The sequence below is a fragment of the Planomonospora sp. ID91781 genome, assembly GCF_015711595.1.
GTDB lineage: Bacteria > Actinomycetota > Actinomycetes > Streptosporangiales > Streptosporangiaceae > Planomonospora > Planomonospora parontospora.
Genome location: NZ_JABTEY010000001.1, coordinates 436,971 through 453,041 on the forward strand (window position 1 = coordinate 436,971; position 16,071 = coordinate 453,041).

A 16,071-nucleotide genomic window follows, 5' to 3' on the forward strand; every position below is an offset into this window, starting at 1 on the left:
GCCGTTCCCACTCCCGACTCCTCTCCCGAAGAAGAGGCGATCAGGCGGTACTAGCCGGCCGGCGACCACGCCGAACCGAATAACCAGTGCTCCACTAATGAGCGCGCCGAGCGCGGGACACTCGCCCGCGGACCCGGCATGGACCCGCCGGCCACCAGGTGGCCTGCGGACCGGTGCTCCTTAGAAAGGAGGTGATCCAGCCGCACCTTCCGGTACGGCTACCTTGTTACGACTTCGTCCCAATCGCCAGCCCCACCTTCGACCGCTCCCCCCCACAAGTGGGTTGGGCCACGGGCTTCGGGTGTTGCCGACTTTCGTGACGTGACGGGCGGTGTGTACAAGGCCCGGGAACGTATTCACCGCAGCGTTGCTGATCTGCGATTACTAGCGACTCCGACTTCATGGGGTCGAGTTGCAGACCCCAATCCGAACTGAGACCGGCTTTTAGGGATTCGCTCCACCTCACGGTATCGCAACCCTCTGTACCGGCCATTGTAGCATGTTTGCAGCCCAAGACATAAGGGGCATGATGACTTGACGTCATCCCCACCTTCCTCCGAGTTGACCCCGGCAGTCTCCCATGAGTCCCCACCACCCCCGAAGGAGCGTGCTGGCAACATGGAACAAGGGTTGCGCTCGTTGCGGGACTTAACCCAACATCTCACGACACGAGCTGACGACAGCCATGCACCACCTGTCACCCGGTCCGAAGAGGGCCCTATCTCTAGAGCTTTCCGGGCGATGTCAAGCCTTGGTAAGGTTCTTCGCGTTGCGTCGAATTAAGCAACATGCTCCGCCGCTTGTGCGGGCCCCCGTCAATTCCTTTGAGTTTTAGCCTTGCGGCCGTACTCCCCAGGCGGGGCGCTTAATGCGTTAGCTACGGCGCGGAAACCGTGGAAGGCCCCCACACCTAGCGCCCAACGTTTACAGCGTGGACTACCAGGGTATCTAATCCTGTTCGCTCCCCACGCTTTCGCTCCTCAGCGTCAGGTAAGGCCCAGCAAGCCGCCTTCGCCACCGGTGTTCCTCCTGATATCTGCGCATTTCACCGCTACACCAGGAATTCCGCTTGCCCCTACCTACCTCTAGCCAGCCCGTATCGAATGCAGACCTGGAGTTAAGCCCCAAGCTTTCACATCCGACGCGACAAGCCACCTACGAGCTCTTTACGCCCAATAATTCCGGACAACGCTTGCGCCCTACGTATTACCGCGGCTGCTGGCACGTAGTTAGCCGGCGCTTCTTCTGCAGGTACACGTCAACTTCGTCCCTGCTGAAAGAGGTTTACAACCCGAAGGCCGTCATCCCCCACGCGGCGTCGCTGCGTCAGGCTTTCGCCCATTGCGCAATATTCCCCACTGCTGCCTCCCGTAGGAGTCTGGGCCGTGTCTCAGTCCCAGTGTGGCCGGTCGCCCTCTCAGGCCGGCTACCCGTCGTCGCCTTGGTGAGCCACTACCTCACCAACAAGCTGATAGGCCGCGAGTCCATCCCCGACCGAAAAAACTTTCCACCCGCAGGCCATGCGGCCGCGGGTCGTATCCGGTATTAGACCCAGTTTCCCGGGCTTATCCCAGAGTCAGGGGCAGGTTACTCACGTGTTACTCACCCGTTCGCCGCTCGAGTACCCCGAAGGGCCTTTCCGCTCGACTTGCATGTGTTAAGCACGCCGCCAGCGTTCGTCCTGAGCCAGGATCAAACTCTCCAAACAATGTCTGAACAGTTCCCATCCCGGCTGAAAGCATCCATGATGGATGATCCAACCAAAGGAATCCGTCCTCCCGACCCTCAGGGTTCGGGTGGGACGGGGTTGTGCATCATGCACTGGCTTTTAGCACACTGTTGAGTTCTCAAGAAACGGACGCGTTCTCCGTCCGAGCGGACCGTGAGGCCACTCTCGCGGGGCGTTTCGTTCGTTCCGTTGTGTCTTTATTCTTTCAGATCCGCTTTTCCGTGTCAATTTGACCCGGTCTGGCCGATCTTTCTGGAATTCAGACCGCCCCGTTTCCGAGGCAACCCCTCGAACTTACCAGCCCTTGAGCGGTTCTGCGAACCGATCTCTGAAGCCGTTGGTTTCAGGGGATTGTCGACAGAACACGGCAAACCACGTCGAAGTCACCGGAGTGAGTGGAGTGGTTTGCGCCGGATCTCGGCGACGTCAAAAGATTAGCAGTCCCCGGGGACCGCTCGAGACGGAACCGCGAACCGGGCGGGCCGGGTCCGGGACGCGCCGGATGAACGCATTCGAGCCCGGCCGGAGCATGACAACGCACCGGAGGACGCGCTGATTCCCTGATCGGGTCCGAAGCCGCCGGAACCATAGACTCGACGGGGTGAGCAGCGAGATGCCGCCTACGGCGAAGAAGGTCCCCAGCGAGCGCGTGCACCACGGGGACACCGTGATCGACCACTACGCATGGCTGACGGTCAAGGACGATCCCGAGACGATCGCCTATCTCGAAGCCGAGAACGCCTACACCCAGCAGATGACCGCCCACCTGAAACCCCTCCAGGAGACGATCTTCCAGGAGATCAAGGGCCGGACCCTGGAGACGGACCTGTCCGTCCCCACCCGCAAGGGCGACTGGTGGTACTACTCCCGAACCGAGGAGGGCAAGCAGTACGGCATCCAGTGCCGGGTCGCCGCCGCGGGGGAGACCCCTCCGGAGCTCAAGGCCGGTGAGCCGCTCCCCGGCGAGCAGGTCATGCTCGACGGCAACGAGCTGGCCGGCGAGAGCGACTTCTTCGCCCTCGGCACCAGCGCGGTGAGCCCGGACGGCACCCTGCTGGCCTACTCGGTGAACTTCACCGGCGACGAGCGCTTCACCCTCAAGATGAAGAACCTCGTCACCGGCCAGACCCTCACCGACGAGATCCCCGGCATCTTCTACGGCGGCGCCTGGTCCGCCGACGGGACCACGTTCTTCTACACGACGGTCGACGAGGCCTGGCGCCCCTACCGGGTCTACCGGCACACCGTCGGCACCCCGGCCGCCGACGACGTGCTCGTCCACGAGGAGGAGGACGAGCGGTTCTGGATCGGCGTCGGCCTCACCCGCAGTGAGCGCTACCTGATCCTCTCCGCCGGAAGCAAGATCACCAGCGAGATCCGGATCCTGGAGGCGGACCGCCCGACCGGTGAGTTCCGCGTCGTGCGGCCCCGCGAGACCGGCGTCGAGTACGGCCTCGACCACGCCGGCGACCGCTTCCTGGTCCTGCACAACAAGAACGCCGAGAACTTCGAGCTGGCCACGGCCCCGCTCGACGACCCCGGCACCTGGACGCCGCTGATCGCGCACCGCGAGGACACCCGACTGCTGGACGTCGACGCCTTCTCCGGTCACACCGTCGTGCACTTCCGCCGCGACGGCCTCACCGGCATCCGCATCCTGCCCGCGGACGGCGAGCCGTACGAGATCGGCCTGCCGGAGCCGATCTACGACGTGGCGCCCTCCGGGAACCCCGAGTTCGTCACCGGGCGGCTCCGCATCGGCTACACCAGCATGATCACGCCCCCGTCGGTCTACGACTACGACCTGGCGTCGCGGGAGCTGATCCTGCTGAAGCGCAAGCCCGTGCTCGGCGGTTACGACCCGGCCGACTACGAGCAGTTCCGCGAGTGGGCGACCGCCCCGGACGGCACCCGCGTGCCGATCTCCATCGCGGTGCGGAAGGGCACCGAGCGGCCGGCGCCCACGGTCCTGTACGGCTACGGCAGCTACGAGATCTCGGTCGACCCGTCGTTCTCGGTGGCCAGGCTCAGCCTGCTGGACCGGGGCTTCGTCTTCGCCATCGCGCACATCAGGGGCGGCGGCGAGATGGGCCGCCGGTGGTACGAGGACGGGAAGTTCCAGCAGAAGAAGAACACCTTCACCGACTTCGTCGCCTGCGCCGAGCACCTCAAGGCCGCCGACTGGTCCTCCGGCGTCGTCGCGCGCGGCGGGTCGGCGGGCGGGCTGCTGATGGGCGCGGTCGCCAACCTCGCGCCCGAGGCCTTCGCCGGCGTGGTCGCCGAGGTGCCGTTCGTGGACGCGCTGAACACGATCCTCGACCCGTCGCTCCCGCTCACCGTCATCGAGTGGGACGAGTGGGGCGACCCGCTGCACGACCCGGACGTGTACGCCTACATGAAGTCGTACACGCCGTACGAGAACGTGGACGGGCGGGTCTACCCGCCGATCCTGGCGATCACCAGCCTCAACGACACCCGGGTGCTCTACCACGAGCCCGCCAAGTGGATCGCGAGGCTCCGCGACACCGCGCGCGGCGGGCCGTTCCTGCTCAAGACGGAGATGGGCGCCGGGCACGGCGGCCGGAGCGGCAGGTACGACTCCTGGCGCGAGGAGGCCTTCACCCTCTCCTGGATCCTCGACACCGCGAAGGCGGCGCAGTGACCTCCGATGACTACCGGGCTGCCGACGACCGCTACGACGGGCGGCAGCCGTACAACCGGGTCGGCAGGAGCGGGCTCAGACTGCCCGCGGTCTCGCTGGGGCTCTGGCACAACTTCGGCGACGACAAGCCGTTCGAGGTGCAGCGGGCCATCCTGCGCCGGGCCTTCGACCTCGGGGTGACCCACTTCGACCTGGCCAACAACTACGGCCCGCCGTACGGCTCGGCGGAGGCGAACTTCGGGCGGCACCTGCGGGAGGACTTCGCCCGCTACCGCGACGAGCTGGTCGTCTCCACCAAGGCGGGCTACGACATGTGGCCGGGGCCGTACGGCGAGTGGGGGTCGCGCAAGTACCTGCTGGCCAGCCTGGACCAGTCGCTCAAGCGGATGGGCCTGGAGTACGTCGACATCTTCTACAGCCACCGGCCCGACCCGGACACGCCGCTGGAGGAGACGATGGGCGCGCTGGACCACGCGGTCCGGTCCGGGCGGGCGCTGTACGCCGGGATCTCGTCGTACTCGCCGGAGCAGACCGCCGAGGCGGCGCGGATCCTGCGCGAGATGGGCACGCCGCTGCTGATCCACCAGCCGTCGTACTCGATGCTCAACCGGTGGATCGAGGGCGGCCTGCTGGACGTGCTGGAGGCGGAGGGGGCGGGCTGCATCGCGTTCTCGCCGCTGGCGCAGGGCATGCTGACCGACCGCTACCTCGGCGGCATCCCGGAGGGGTCGCGGGCCTCGCTGGGGCACTTCCTCAAACCGGAGATGCTCACCGAGCAGACCATGCGGCACGTGCGCAGGCTCAACGAGATCGCCTCGGCGCGCGGCCAGTCGCTCGCGCAGATGGCGCTGGCCTGGGCACTGCGGGACCGGCGGGTGACCTCGGTGCTGATCGGTGCGAGCAGCGTGCGGCAGCTGGAGGACAGCCTCGGGGCGGTGCGGAACCTCTCCTTCACCCCGGAGGAGCTGGCGGCCATCGACGAGGACGCGGCCGCGGCCGGCGTCGACCTCGGGGCCGGATAGCCGTACGGGGACGTCCGGCCGTGGCCGGGACCGGTCGTGGACAGGACCGGTCCTAGCCAGGACGGATGCAGGCAGGACCGGCCGTGGCCGGGGCCGGACGTGCGGGACACCGGAGCCGGCCCGGCTACAGGGCCTCGTTCCGCTGCAGGTAGGCGAACGAGGCCCAGCCGGGCAGGACCGGGAACCAGAAGGTGAGCAGCCGGAACAGCAGCACGGCGGAGATGGCGACCTCTCGCTCGAGACCGGCGATGGTGAGGCCGGTCGCGAGGGCGGCCTCCACCGCGCCGAGGCCGCCGGGGGTGGGGGCGGCCGAGCCGATGGCGTTGCCGGCCAGGAAGACCACCGCGACCGCGGCGAAGTTCAGGGGTTCGCCGAAGGCGCGCACGCAGGCGTCCAGGCAGACGACGAAGAAGACCGTCAGCAGCAGGGTGCCGGCGAAGCCCTCGGCGATCTTCCGGGGGGACTGGAGCACGTCCAGCAGGCGCGGGATGACCCCGGAGAACAGCGAGCGGACCCGCGAGGTCACCATGCGGCGCAGGCGCGGCACGCCCATCAGGAAGAGCACCAGCACGGCCACGGCCAGCAGCACGAAGACCAGGGTCCGCGACGGGGTGAAGGACGCGGCCGTGGCCGAGCCGGTGATGTAGGCGAACAGCAGCAGCAGCGCGATGTGGAAGGCGAGGCCGACGAGCTGGGACGCGCCGACGCTGGCCACCGCCTGGCCCGGCGGGATGCCCCGCCGCTGCAGGTAGCGGGTGTTGACGGCGACGCCGCTCACCGCGGCCGGGGCGACCAGCTTCACGAACGACCCGGCGAACTGCACCAGCACGGTCCGGCCGAGCGGGAGCCTCTCGGGCACGAAGCCCCTCAGCATCAGGGCGGCGGCGACGTAACTCAGCATCGCGGCGGCGAAGGCCACCCCGGTCCACCCCCACTTGGCGGAGGTGAGCATGTTCAGGTTGGTCTCGGCCAGATAGGAGACGACGAGGTACGCGGCGAGGGCGCTGGCGACGATCGTGAAGAGGGTCTTCGGGCGGAACCGCTCCAGGCGGATCGTCTCGGCCTCGGCCCTGGGCTCCAGCTCGACGATCCGTTCCCGGATCGCGGGCAGCAGCTCCTTGTCCTTGCTCAGCGCCACCCTGGTCTCGCGGGTGAGTGCGATCCGCTGGAGCAGCGGGAGCGCCGCGGCCAGCGTGTGCGGCCCCGCCACGGTCGCGGCGGCGCGGACCGCGCGCTCGGCTCCGACCCGGAGGCTGAGGTAGGTGAGCAGCTGGGCGATGTCCAGGCTGAGCAGCAGGTCTCCGGCGGCGATCTCGCCGCTGCGGGCGTCCATCAGGACGACCCGGCCCTCGTCGTCGACGTGGATGCTGTCACCGGTCAGCCGCCGGTGGGCGAGCCGCTGGACCTGCAGGAGGAGGACCTGCTCCCAGATCTGGGCGAGCAGGTCGTCGTCGATCTCCTCGTCGGGGATGTCCTCCAGCGCGCGGGTCGGGGTGTGCTCGTAGACGAGCAGCGCGGCCTCCGAGCCGATCTCGCTGGTGCCGACGAGCCGGGGGGTGCTGGCCCCGGCGGCGTGCGCGGCGTACGCCATCAGGGCCTCGCGCTCCAGTTCGGCGCGGAGCGAGCGGATGGCCTTGCGGCGGGTCTCGGAGCTGAGGCGGATGCGCCGCCAGAGGCGGTAGAGCAGACCGGCGACCTGGCGGTCGCGGTCGAGGACAGTGACGTCGAGGCGGCTGCCGTCCCGCAGCCCGACGGCGTACCGGCGGCTGCTCTGGTGGTCGTCGTCGAGCCTGCGGGCCTTGACCGGGTGGAAGCCGAGCTTGCGGACGGCGGCGACGATCGCGCTGCCGGGCGGGCGGGTGTTGGGGCTGCCCACGCCGTACAGCGTGGCGTAGCCGACGGCGAGGCCGACCAGGATGGAGACGACGATGCCGAGCACGGTGGCGGCCAGTCCGGCGAACAGCGCGATCGCGTTCACCACGACCGCCGTCCACAGCGCGGCGCGCCAGGTGGGGCGGTTGGAGATGCGCACCGCGGTGGTGTAGGCGATGACCGAGGTCAGCAGGGTGTTGAGCGGCTCGACCCCGGCGCGGCCGCCGGTGAGCAGCAGGCGCAGGTCCTCGGCGCCGGCGGCGATGATCCACTCGCCGAGGACGAACGAGAGGACCATGCCGGCGATCGCCGCGAACAGGCCCTCGGCGACGCGCAGGCCGTCGCGGTGGATCACCCGCTCGATCGCGTAGGCGGCCGGGATGGCGAGCATGGCGCCGCCGCCCAGCACGCCGACCAGGCCGCTCAGCAGGAACGGCACGCGCCTGGTGCCCTCGGTGACGTCGGCCTCCAGGCCGTTGAGCGTCTTCTTGGCGACCAGCGCGAGGAGGATCACGGCCGCCAGCGCCAGCAGGGTGGCCAGGAAGCGCAGCGCGTCGGAGGGGCGGCGGATGCGCTGGGGCAGCAGCGGCTCGACGACGAGCACGGCGGAGTCACCGCCCGGCGGCGCGCCGGCGGCGGAAGTCCTCTCCCCGCGTTCCTTGATATTTCTCACCGCCTGCGATTCTGCCTGTTTCGTACTGGATCTGCGTCACCGATCTTTCCTTCCAGTCTCCACAGGCGCGGCCGTGCCCACCTCACCGCCCCACACTTCCGTCCAGAACGGTTCCCGCGGGGATCGGCCGCCCGTCCGAGACGGAGAATTGACCCTCCGGTTCGCGCGATCGCCGGTCCGGGGCGGGAGCGACCTGAAAAGCTCGGGTCATGCCCTGTCATCCACCCCGCCACCTGCGGGGTCGCCCTCCATCTGACTCTACTCGGTAACAAATGTCGAGAAATGCTTATCAGGTTCCATTTGTCCGGACATGTTCTGCCTGATCGCGATTGCGGGGATTTCCCGCTCCACTGGTTCAGAGGAGGAGTTCCGCATGCGCACGCGCGCGCACAGGGGCCTGCTGGCCGCCGCCACCGCGGTTTCGGCCGTGGTCCTGCCCGTCGTCTCCGCCGCCCCGGCCGGCGCCGCCCCGGATCCCCGGACGCTCAGCCAGGCGGTCAAGGCCCCCGCCGTCAAACGGCACCTGCAGGCGTTCCAGGAGATCGCCGCCGTGCACGGCGGCACCCGCGCGGCGGGCACCCCCGGCTACGACGCGTCGGCCGGCTACGTGGCCGACCGGCTGCGCGAGGCCGGTTACCGCGTCACCCTGCAGGAGTTCGAGTTCCCCTTCTTCCGCGAGATCACCGAGACCACGATGCGCCGGGTCGCCCCCTCGGCCAAGGCCTACACCCGCACGACCCACTTCCGGGTCATGACGTACTCCGGGTCGGGCAGCGCCACCGCCGCGGTCCAGGCCGTGGACGTGAAACTGCCGCCGCCCGCGACCCCCGACCGCTCCACCTCCGGCTGTGAGGCGGCCGACTTCACCGGTTTCACCCCGGGCAACATCGCGCTCCTGCAGCGCGGCACCTGCACCTTCCAGGTCAAGGCGGAGAACGCGCAGGCCGCCGGGGCCCGCGCTGTGATCATCTTCAACGAGGGGCAGGCCGGCGAGGGCAGGGCCGACCGCCGGGGAGTGGTCGGCGGCACCCTGGGCGGGACGACCGTGAACCTCCCGGTCGTCGGGACCACGTTCGCGGTGGGCAAGGAGCTGTCCGCCCCCGGGACGGTGGTGACCCTCACCACGCACACCGAGGGCGACCCGAAGCGCAGGACGCACAACGTGCTGGCCGAGAGCCGCTGGGGCGACCCGGACAGGGTCGCCATGCTCGGCGCGCACCTGGACAGCGTCCCGGAGGGCCCCGGCATCAACGACAACGGCTCGGGCAGCGCGGGCGTGCTGGAGACCGCGATCCAGGCCGGGGGCCTGCAGACGAGGAACAGGCTGCGCTTCGCCTTCTGGGGCGCCGAGGAGCTGGGCCTGCTCGGCTCCAAGCACTACGTGGCGGGACTGTCCGCCGCGGAGAAGGCCGGGATCAGGCTCTACCTGAACTTCGACATGATCGCGTCCCCGAACCACGTCTTCGGCATCTACGACGGCGACGATTCGGACCGCACCGGGTCCCCGGCCGGCCCCGCGGGCTCGGACAAGATCGAGAAGCTCTTCGAGTCGTACTTCAGGACCGCCCGCCAGCCGTACACCGGGACCGACTTCACCGGCCGCTCGGACTACGGCCCCTTCATCGCGGCGGGCATCCCGGCGGGCGGGCTGTTCACCGGCGCGGAGGGCGTCAAGACCGCGGCGGAGGCCGCGAAGTTCGGCGGCCGGGCCGGGGTGGCCTACGACAAGTGCTACCACGAGGCCTGCGACACCATCGCCAACATCAGCGACAAGGCCCTGCGGGTGAACAGCGGCGCGATCGCCACCGCGGCGTTCACCTACGCCTACAGCCCGGTCCTGCCCGGCGGTTCCACCCGGTCCGGGCGGGCGGCCGCCGGCGGCTCCGGCCGGGCGGCCTCCGGCGGGGGCGGTCTCGGCCACGCCCACGACCACGACCACGCCGGCGTGCCCTCGTAGCGGGCGGCCGGAGGACGGGGGTACGGCCGGGGCGGCCGTACCCCTTTCCCTTCTCCGCGGCCGCGCGGCTACAGTCGGGCTCATGTCGGGTGAACTGCAGATCCTGGGGGCGTGTCCGCTGGACTGCCCGGACACGTGCTCGTGGGTGGTGACCGTCTCCGGCGGCGAGGCCGTCAAGATGCGCGGCAACCCCGACCACCCCTACACGCGCGGCGCGCTGTGCGTGAAGGTCAACCGCTATCTGGAGCAGACCCGGGCGGCCGACCGCCTCCTGCACCCGATGCGGCGCGTCGGGCCCAAGGGTTCGGGCGAGTTCGAGCGGATCACCTGGGACGAGGCCCTGGAGGAGATCTCCGTACGGCTGCGCGCGATCGTCGACGAGCACGGCGGCGAGGCGATCTGGCCCTACAACGGCACCGGGAGCCTCGGCTATCTCCAGGGCTGCGAGGGCGTGGCGGGCCGCCGGTTCTGGAACGTGCTGGGCGCGTCCAGGCACCATCTGAACATCTGCTCGGCGGCGGGCAACGCGGGCCTGACGGAGATCAACGGCACTCCCGGCGGCATGGACCCCGAGGACTTCGCGTCGTCGAGGCTGATCCTGCTCTGGGGCACGAACACGCTCACCAGCGGGCACCATCTGTGGAAGTTCGTCCAGGACGCCCGGGCGGCCGGGGCCCACGTGGTGGCGGTCGACCCGATCCGGACCCGCACCGCCGAGCAGGCCGACGAGCACCTGCCCATCCGGCCGGGCACCGACGCGGCCCTGGCGCTCGGCCTGCTCCACGTCGTGCTGGCCGAGGGCGCGGAGGACCGCGACTACCTGGAGCGGCACACCGAGGGCTGGGAGGCGTTCCGCGAGGAGATCCTCCGCCATCCCCCGGAGCGGGTGGCGGAGATCACCGGACTGCCCGAGGAGGACGTCCGCGCCCTGGGCCTGCGCCTGGCCCGCACCCGCCCCACCGGCATCCGCGCCACGATGGGGATCCAGCGGCACGCGGGCGGCGGGGCGGCGCTGCGGGCGCTCGCCGCGATCCCCGCGGTGACCGGCGACTGGCGCCGGCCCGGCGGCGGGATCGCCTACTCCACCAGCGGCCACATCCACCTGGACATCGACCACCGCGACGACCTGCTGGCCCGGCCGGTCCGCACGCTCACCATGACCCGGCTCGCGAGCGAGCTGGACGAGTCGGTGAAGTGCCTGTGGGTCTACGGCGCCAACCCGGTGGGCTCCTCCCCCGACCAGAACCGCATCCGCGAGCGGCTGCTGCGCGAGGACCTGTTCACGGTCGTGATGGAGCAGTTCGCGACCGACACCGTCGACTACGCCGACCTCGTGCTCCCGGCGACGATGCAGACCGAGCACCTGGACCTGCACGCCGGCTACGGCCACATGTACCTGCTGTGGAACGAACCGGCCGTCCCCCCGCCGGGCGAGTGCCTGTCCACCACCGAGACGTTCCGCCGCCTGGCCCGGCACATGGGCCTGACCGAGCCGTCGCTGTTCGACTCCGACCTGGAGCTGGCCGAGCAGCTGCTCTCCTCCGGTCATCCGTCCCTGGACGGGATCACGGTGGACCGGCTCCGGAAGGAGGGCTGGGTCCGGCTGAGCGTGCCGCGGCCGTTCCTGCCCTTCGCCGACGGGTTCCCGACGCCCTCGGGGCGGCTGCGCTTCCCCTCCGGGCCCGCCTACGTGCCCCCGCGCACGGCCACGGCCCCGCGGGAGAGGCATCCGCTGGTCCTGGTCACCCCGGCGTCCCACACCTTCCTGAACACGACCTTCGGCAACAACCCCGAGCTGCGGCGGCGTTCGAAGGGCCCCCGGGTCCTGGTGAACCCGGCCGACGCGGCGGCGCGGGGCCTGGCCTCCGGTCAGCGGGCCCGCGTCTTCAACGACGACGGCGCGTTCGAGGCCGAGGTGGAGGTCACCGAGACGGTACGGCCCGGCGTGGTGGCGTCCACCAAGGGGCACTGGCGCAAGCTCAGCCCGGGCGGCTCGACGGTCAACGCCGTGGTGGGCGAGCACGACGCCGACCTGGGCCGGGGCGCGACCTACCACGACAACCTGGTGGAGGTCGCCCCGGCGTGAGCCCGCCGGCCTGCCCGCGCCCAGGCCGGCGGGCCCACGCCGGGAGTGCGGTCGCCTGTGCGGTGGGCCGTCGGCACGATGACGGCCTACCGGCGGCGCCCGGGCTCGCCGGGAGAGGTTCGGTCGGCCCGTACGAACGCCCTGAGGCAGGCGGTCAGCTTCTCCACCAGGGCGAGCACGTCCGCCCGGCGCTCGGCGCGGAGCCAGGGCCAGGACATCCAGACCGGCACGGAGAGCAGGACGATCACGAGGATCGGCAGGATGAGCAGCGCGATCACCGCGACACGCTGCCAGCGAGCGAGGGCGAGCATCGATCCCCCTTTGTGAAGCCTGGTGAAGCCCGGTGAAGCCTGGTGAAGGCAGGCGAATGCCGAAGGGGGAGCCCGACGTGCGACGGTCCCGACGCTACCTCGGCGGTGGGCCCTCCGCACGGGCGACTCGCACATTCTTTCGAAAAAGCAGACATCACCCCCGGCACGGGCCGGATCGGTGGGAATCCCGAGCCGGGACGCGCCCGCGGGTAAGGGAGGAATCAGGGTCGTCCCCCGATGTGGACAAGGGGACGGAAAGGGCAGCCTGGAGGCATGAAAGAGGAACTGACTCGACGTGACGAGATGTCCCTGTCCGGCGCGGCCCTGCGCGGCGCCCCCTGGAAGGCCGCGGCGGTGACCGGCGGCGCGGCGGCGGCCACCAGCTTCGGCCTGGGGGTCATCCTGCCGGGCGACGCCAGCCTGACCTGGGCCCTGTGCCTCGGCATCAGCCTGTTCTCGATGATCGCGGCGGTCGGCTCGGTCACCAGGCCGGACGTCGCCGACCGGGTGACCCGGTCGGCCCGCCAGTGGGCGCGCAACCACCCCTGGCGCTTCTCGCTCTATCCCGCGCTCGGCTCCGCCGCGCTGATGTACCCGGTCCAGCTCATCATCGACCGCGAGGGGCCGTTCAGCGCGGCTCTGGACGCGCTCCAGGGCGGCGTCGCGGTCTACCTGGTCACCGCCGTGCTGGCGCTGGTCCTCGGGGGGCGGAAGCAGGCCTCCCTGCCCCGCGGCCACTGAGCGGGCCCGGCCGGGCGGCGGCGAGCGGGCCCGCTGCCGCGGTTACTCCCGCTCGGCCTCGCTCCTGCAGACGCAGAACTCGTTGCCCTCGGGGTCGAGCATGGTCACCCAACCGGAGCCGTCGGGGGCGCGCCGGTCGGCCTGGACCGTGGCTCCGAGGGCGAGCAGCCGCTCGACCTCCTGGTCGCGGGTGGAGCCCTCGGAACCGGAGACGTCCAGGTGGACGCGGTTCTTGACGGCCTTGCCCTCGGGGACCCGGATGAACAGCAGGTTGACCTTGCCGAGCAGGAGGACCTCGTCGTCGTCCGCCCCGGTCTCCGGGGAGATCTCGAAGCCCGTGGCGTCGCGCCAGAAGGCCGCCAGTTCGTACGGCCGGGCGCAGTCGAAGGTGACGTAGTCGATGTCAATCATGCGTCCAGCCAACCGTGACACCGGCTAAACCGTCAAGGCGGTTACGTAACCATCCAATGCTTTACAGCGGTTACGCCACGTCCCACCAGAGCGTGACCCACCGGTCCCTGAGCATCGGCCACATGTCCAGCTCGACCGCCGCCGCGACGACCTCCTCCGCCCGCCCGGGATCGAGGCAGAGCCGGCGGCAGGCGCTCTCGGCCATCGCCTCCAGGCTCGCGAACCGGGGCAGCGGGGCCGGGCGCTCCTCCTGCCGCACGTCGTACCCCAGTCGCCGGGCGAGGGCGGCCACGTCGTCCGCGACGGGCCGCTCGGGCCGGATGAGACCGTGGAAGCGCGCCCAGAGGGGGCTCAGCCAGCTCATCGGGTGCCGGTGGGTGAGCTCCAGGACGACCCGGCGGCGGGCGTGACCGGTCAGCGCGGTCAGGAAGACGGCCAGATCGGGTACGTTGTAGACGACGTGGGCGGCCACCGCGACGTCGGCCGCCGGGGTCTCCCCGGCGACGTCCGGCCAGCGTCCCGTGACGGGCCGCACGGGCACGCCCAGGCTCCCCGCCCGCGCCGCCAGCTCGGCGAGCATCGCCGCGGAGGTGTCGACCGCGATGAGCTCCCCGAGGCGGGTCCCCGACTCCTGCGCGCGGTCGCGCCGCACCGCGCCGCCCGCCGTACCGGCAGGGGACGGCCGCGTCAGCGGCGGGCCCGTCCCCGGACCGGCGTCGTCCAGGCGGGCCAGCGGCAGGGAGGCCGCCCCGGTGCCCGCGCCCACGTCCAGCACGCTCCCGCCCGGTGGAAGCGCCTCTGCGACGCGGGCCAGGGTCGGGCCCTCCGGGTCGGCCAGCGCGCGGTCGGTGCGCTCGCCGAACCGGGCGGGCGAGTGCCCCCACGGGTCGCTGCGGGCCCCGGCCGCGATGGCATGGGGGATGCCCCACTCCGACAGGTCCGCCCGCCAGCGTTCGTCCAGCTCGTCCGGCGTCTCCCGCTGCTCCATGCCGCCGAGCCTACGCCGGGCCCGCCCGGCTCCAGAAGGCCCTGCCGGAGCGGGTGCCGGAGCGGGTGCCTGGCCGGATGCCCGGCCGGATGGAGGTCTCCGGCACGTCGGCCGGGCGGCCCCGCCCGGCTCTAGAAGAGCCTGCCGAACTGGTCGATCAGCGTGAGCACGGAGAAGTAGCCGAAGAACGCGAAGGCCACCAGCACGACGACCAACCGGTAGCCGCGGATCCGGACGGCCTCGGGGAGCATCTTGCGGTTCAGCCGGGCGAGCAGCGCGGAGTAGAGGAACATCATGATCCCGCCGACGCTGGCGGAGATCACCAGCAGCGTGATCGGCTGGTCGAAGCCGATCGTGAGCATCGCGATGCCGAACAGGACGATGAACCAGACGACGAGGCTGTAGACGCGGCTCTCGGTCCACCGGGCGCTGCCCGGCAGGTAGACCGTCTTGAGGTTGTCGGCGACCATCCGGGCGACGTAGTCGCAGATGCCCATGCTCGCCGCGAACAGCGAGAACGCGCCGATCGCCCAGAAGAAGGTGCCGAACCACGACAGCCGCCGGTTGAGCGCCTCCCCCTCGGTGCGCAGGAAGGTCACGTCGCTGGCGGTCTCCGCGCCGAAGACCGTGGAGTAGGCCAGCATCGACATCAGGAAGATCGTGAAGACCGTGATCGCCACGAACGAGACCAGCTGCTCGATGTTGGCCACCCGCCACCAGGCGCGCCAGCGGGCCAGGTTCGCCTCGTCGGGCTCGAAGGTGTAGCCGGTGGCGGGGGCGGCCTGGTCCTCGCCGGTCACCGGGGAGACCAGGCGGGGGATCCGGGCGCCCATGCCCATGTTCTTGTCCCTGATCCAGTTGCTCTGCACCAGGTTCTGCCCGCCGCCCGCCCCGGCGAAGGCCATCGCGCCCAGGACGAGCGCCGCGCCGAGTCCCGCCGGCACCTGGCCGATGTGGGTGACCGCCTCGCCCAGCCCGCGGTAGGCGTCGCCGGTGACGGCCAGGAAGAGCGCGACGACCAGGAAGACGACCACCGCGCCGACCTTGACGAACTGGGTGGCCTCCACGGTCCGGTAGATGACCGGCGAGAAGGTGAGCGCCACGCCGATGACCAGCAGCTCGACCACGGCGATGACGGTGACGTCTCCCCCGCCGGCGGCGTAGGTGAGCACCGTGGCCGAACTCGTGGCCCAGCCGGGCCAGATGTTGGCCAGGACCGCCATGAGCGCGAAGACCAGGCCCCAGTGCCGCCACAGGCGGCTGAACCCGGTCAGCGCGGTCTCGCCGGTGGCGAGCGTGTAGCGCTCGATCTCCATGTTCAGGAAGTACTGGGCGATCACGCCGACCACGGCGGCCCACAGGAAGACCAGGCCGACGTTGGCGGAGATGTAGGGCCAGATGACGAACTCGCCGGAGGCGAGGCCGACGCCGGCCGCGATGACTCCCGGTCCGAGCACCTTCCGCAGCGGCTGGGGATCCGGGAGGACGGCCGTGCGGAGCGGGGGTAGCGCCATGAAGGTCACCTGTTCCCCATGACCATGTGACAAACGTCCCTGTCGGGCCTGTTTTTTAGCGGTTACCGGCGGGTAGCATTGTCGGTAAGGTTACTGGCGAGTACA

At 70.4% G+C, this 16,071-nt stretch carries 10 protein-coding genes and 1 rRNA gene; 5 read left to right on the plus strand and 6 right to left on the minus strand.

Going from position 1 to position 16,071, the window contains the following annotated elements:
- Window positions 1-184: 184 nt before the first annotated feature.
- Window positions 185-1,708: ribosomal RNA gene (locus tag HS048_RS01970) — 16S ribosomal RNA — on the minus strand.
- 622 nt (window positions 1,709-2,330) lie between these two features.
- Here HS048_RS01970 and HS048_RS01975 point away from each other — a divergent pair.
- Window positions 2,331-4,391, plus strand: a complete 2,061-nt coding sequence (locus HS048_RS01975) for a S9 family peptidase (protein WP_307832340.1) — start codon at window positions 2,331-2,333, stop codon at window positions 4,389-4,391.
- Window positions 4,388-5,413 carry an L-glyceraldehyde 3-phosphate reductase gene (gene mgrA, locus HS048_RS01980; protein WP_068902869.1) on the plus strand — a complete coding sequence of 342 codons (1,026 nt, stop codon included), beginning with the start codon at window positions 4,388-4,390 and terminating at the stop codon, window positions 5,411-5,413. The genes HS048_RS01975 and mgrA overlap by 4 nt, the downstream gene beginning before the upstream one ends.
- A gap of 124 nt (window positions 5,414-5,537) precedes the next feature.
- Here mgrA and HS048_RS01985 read toward each other — a convergent pair whose 3' ends face one another.
- Window positions 5,538-7,958 (minus strand): lysylphosphatidylglycerol synthase transmembrane domain-containing protein, encoded by a 2,421-nt coding sequence (locus HS048_RS01985; RefSeq protein ID WP_231647598.1) that lies wholly within the window; start codon window positions 7,956-7,958, stop codon window positions 5,538-5,540.
- Window positions 7,959-8,331: 373 nt separating this feature from the next.
- Here HS048_RS01985 and HS048_RS01990 point away from each other — a divergent pair, with 373 nt between their 5' ends.
- Together HS048_RS01990 and HS048_RS01995 are read left to right on the plus strand one after the other, a co-directional pair.
- Window positions 8,332-9,915, plus strand: coding sequence for a M28 family metallopeptidase (locus tag HS048_RS01990; RefSeq protein ID WP_196465970.1), 1,584 nt, complete (start codon window positions 8,332-8,334; stop codon window positions 9,913-9,915).
- 82 nt (window positions 9,916-9,997) lie between these two features.
- Window positions 9,998-12,001: a molybdopterin-dependent oxidoreductase gene (locus tag HS048_RS01995; RefSeq protein WP_196465971.1), complete on the plus strand. Its 2,004-nt coding sequence runs from the start codon at window positions 9,998-10,000 to the stop codon at window positions 11,999-12,001.
- A gap of 86 nt (window positions 12,002-12,087) precedes the next feature.
- Here the strand turns inward: HS048_RS01995 and HS048_RS02000 are convergent, their stop codons facing one another.
- A complete protein-coding gene (locus HS048_RS02000; RefSeq protein ID WP_068902862.1) occupies window positions 12,088-12,312 on the minus strand; it encodes a hypothetical protein in 225 nt (74 codons plus the stop codon).
- Window positions 12,313-12,585: 273 nt separating this feature from the next.
- Between HS048_RS02000 and HS048_RS02005 the strand changes: the two genes are divergently transcribed.
- Window positions 12,586-13,053 carry a hypothetical protein gene (locus tag HS048_RS02005; protein ID WP_068902860.1) on the plus strand — a complete coding sequence of 156 codons (468 nt, stop codon included), beginning with the start codon at window positions 12,586-12,588 and terminating at the stop codon, window positions 13,051-13,053.
- A 42-nt stretch (window positions 13,054-13,095) separates the two neighbouring features.
- Here the strand turns inward: HS048_RS02005 and HS048_RS02010 are convergent, their stop codons facing one another.
- The 3 genes from HS048_RS02010 to HS048_RS02020 all read right to left on the minus strand — a co-directional run bounded on the left by HS048_RS02010 (window position 13,096) and on the right by HS048_RS02020 (window position 15,966).
- Window positions 13,096-13,464 (minus strand): VOC family protein, encoded by a 369-nt coding sequence (locus HS048_RS02010; RefSeq protein WP_068902857.1) that lies wholly within the window; start codon window positions 13,462-13,464, stop codon window positions 13,096-13,098.
- Between the two features lie 70 nt (window positions 13,465-13,534).
- Complete coding sequence (locus HS048_RS02015) at window positions 13,535-14,452, minus strand: class I SAM-dependent methyltransferase (protein WP_230880692.1); 918 nt, start codon at window positions 14,450-14,452, stop codon at window positions 13,535-13,537.
- Window positions 14,453-14,583: 131 nt separating this feature from the next.
- Entirely contained in the window at window positions 14,584-15,966 is a 1,383-nt protein-coding gene (locus HS048_RS02020) for an Nramp family divalent metal transporter (RefSeq protein ID WP_196465972.1), read from the minus strand.
- Window positions 15,967-16,071 lie beyond the last annotated feature (105 nt).

Excerpts from the sequence above, each read along its gene's own strand:
- HS048_RS02020 (WP_196465972.1), bottom strand. The coding sequence starts at position 15,966 with ATGGCGCTACCCCCGCTCCGCACGGCCGTCCTCCCGGATCCCCAGCCG.
- HS048_RS01990 (WP_196465970.1), top strand. The coding sequence starts at position 8,332 with ATGCGCACGCGCGCGCACAGGGGCCTGCTGGCCGCCGCCACCGCGGTT.
- HS048_RS02010 (WP_068902857.1), bottom strand. The coding sequence starts at position 13,464 with ATGATTGACATCGACTACGTCACCTTCGACTGCGCCCGGCCGTACGAA.
- HS048_RS02015 (WP_230880692.1), bottom strand. The coding sequence starts at position 14,452 with ATGGAGCAGCGGGAGACGCCGGACGAGCTGGACGAACGCTGGCGGGCG.
- HS048_RS02000 (WP_068902862.1), bottom strand. The coding sequence starts at position 12,312 with ATGCTCGCCCTCGCTCGCTGGCAGCGTGTCGCGGTGATCGCGCTGCTC.
- HS048_RS01995 (WP_196465971.1), top strand. The coding sequence starts at position 9,998 with ATGTCGGGTGAACTGCAGATCCTGGGGGCGTGTCCGCTGGACTGCCCG.
- HS048_RS02005 (WP_068902860.1), top strand. The coding sequence starts at position 12,586 with ATGAAAGAGGAACTGACTCGACGTGACGAGATGTCCCTGTCCGGCGCG.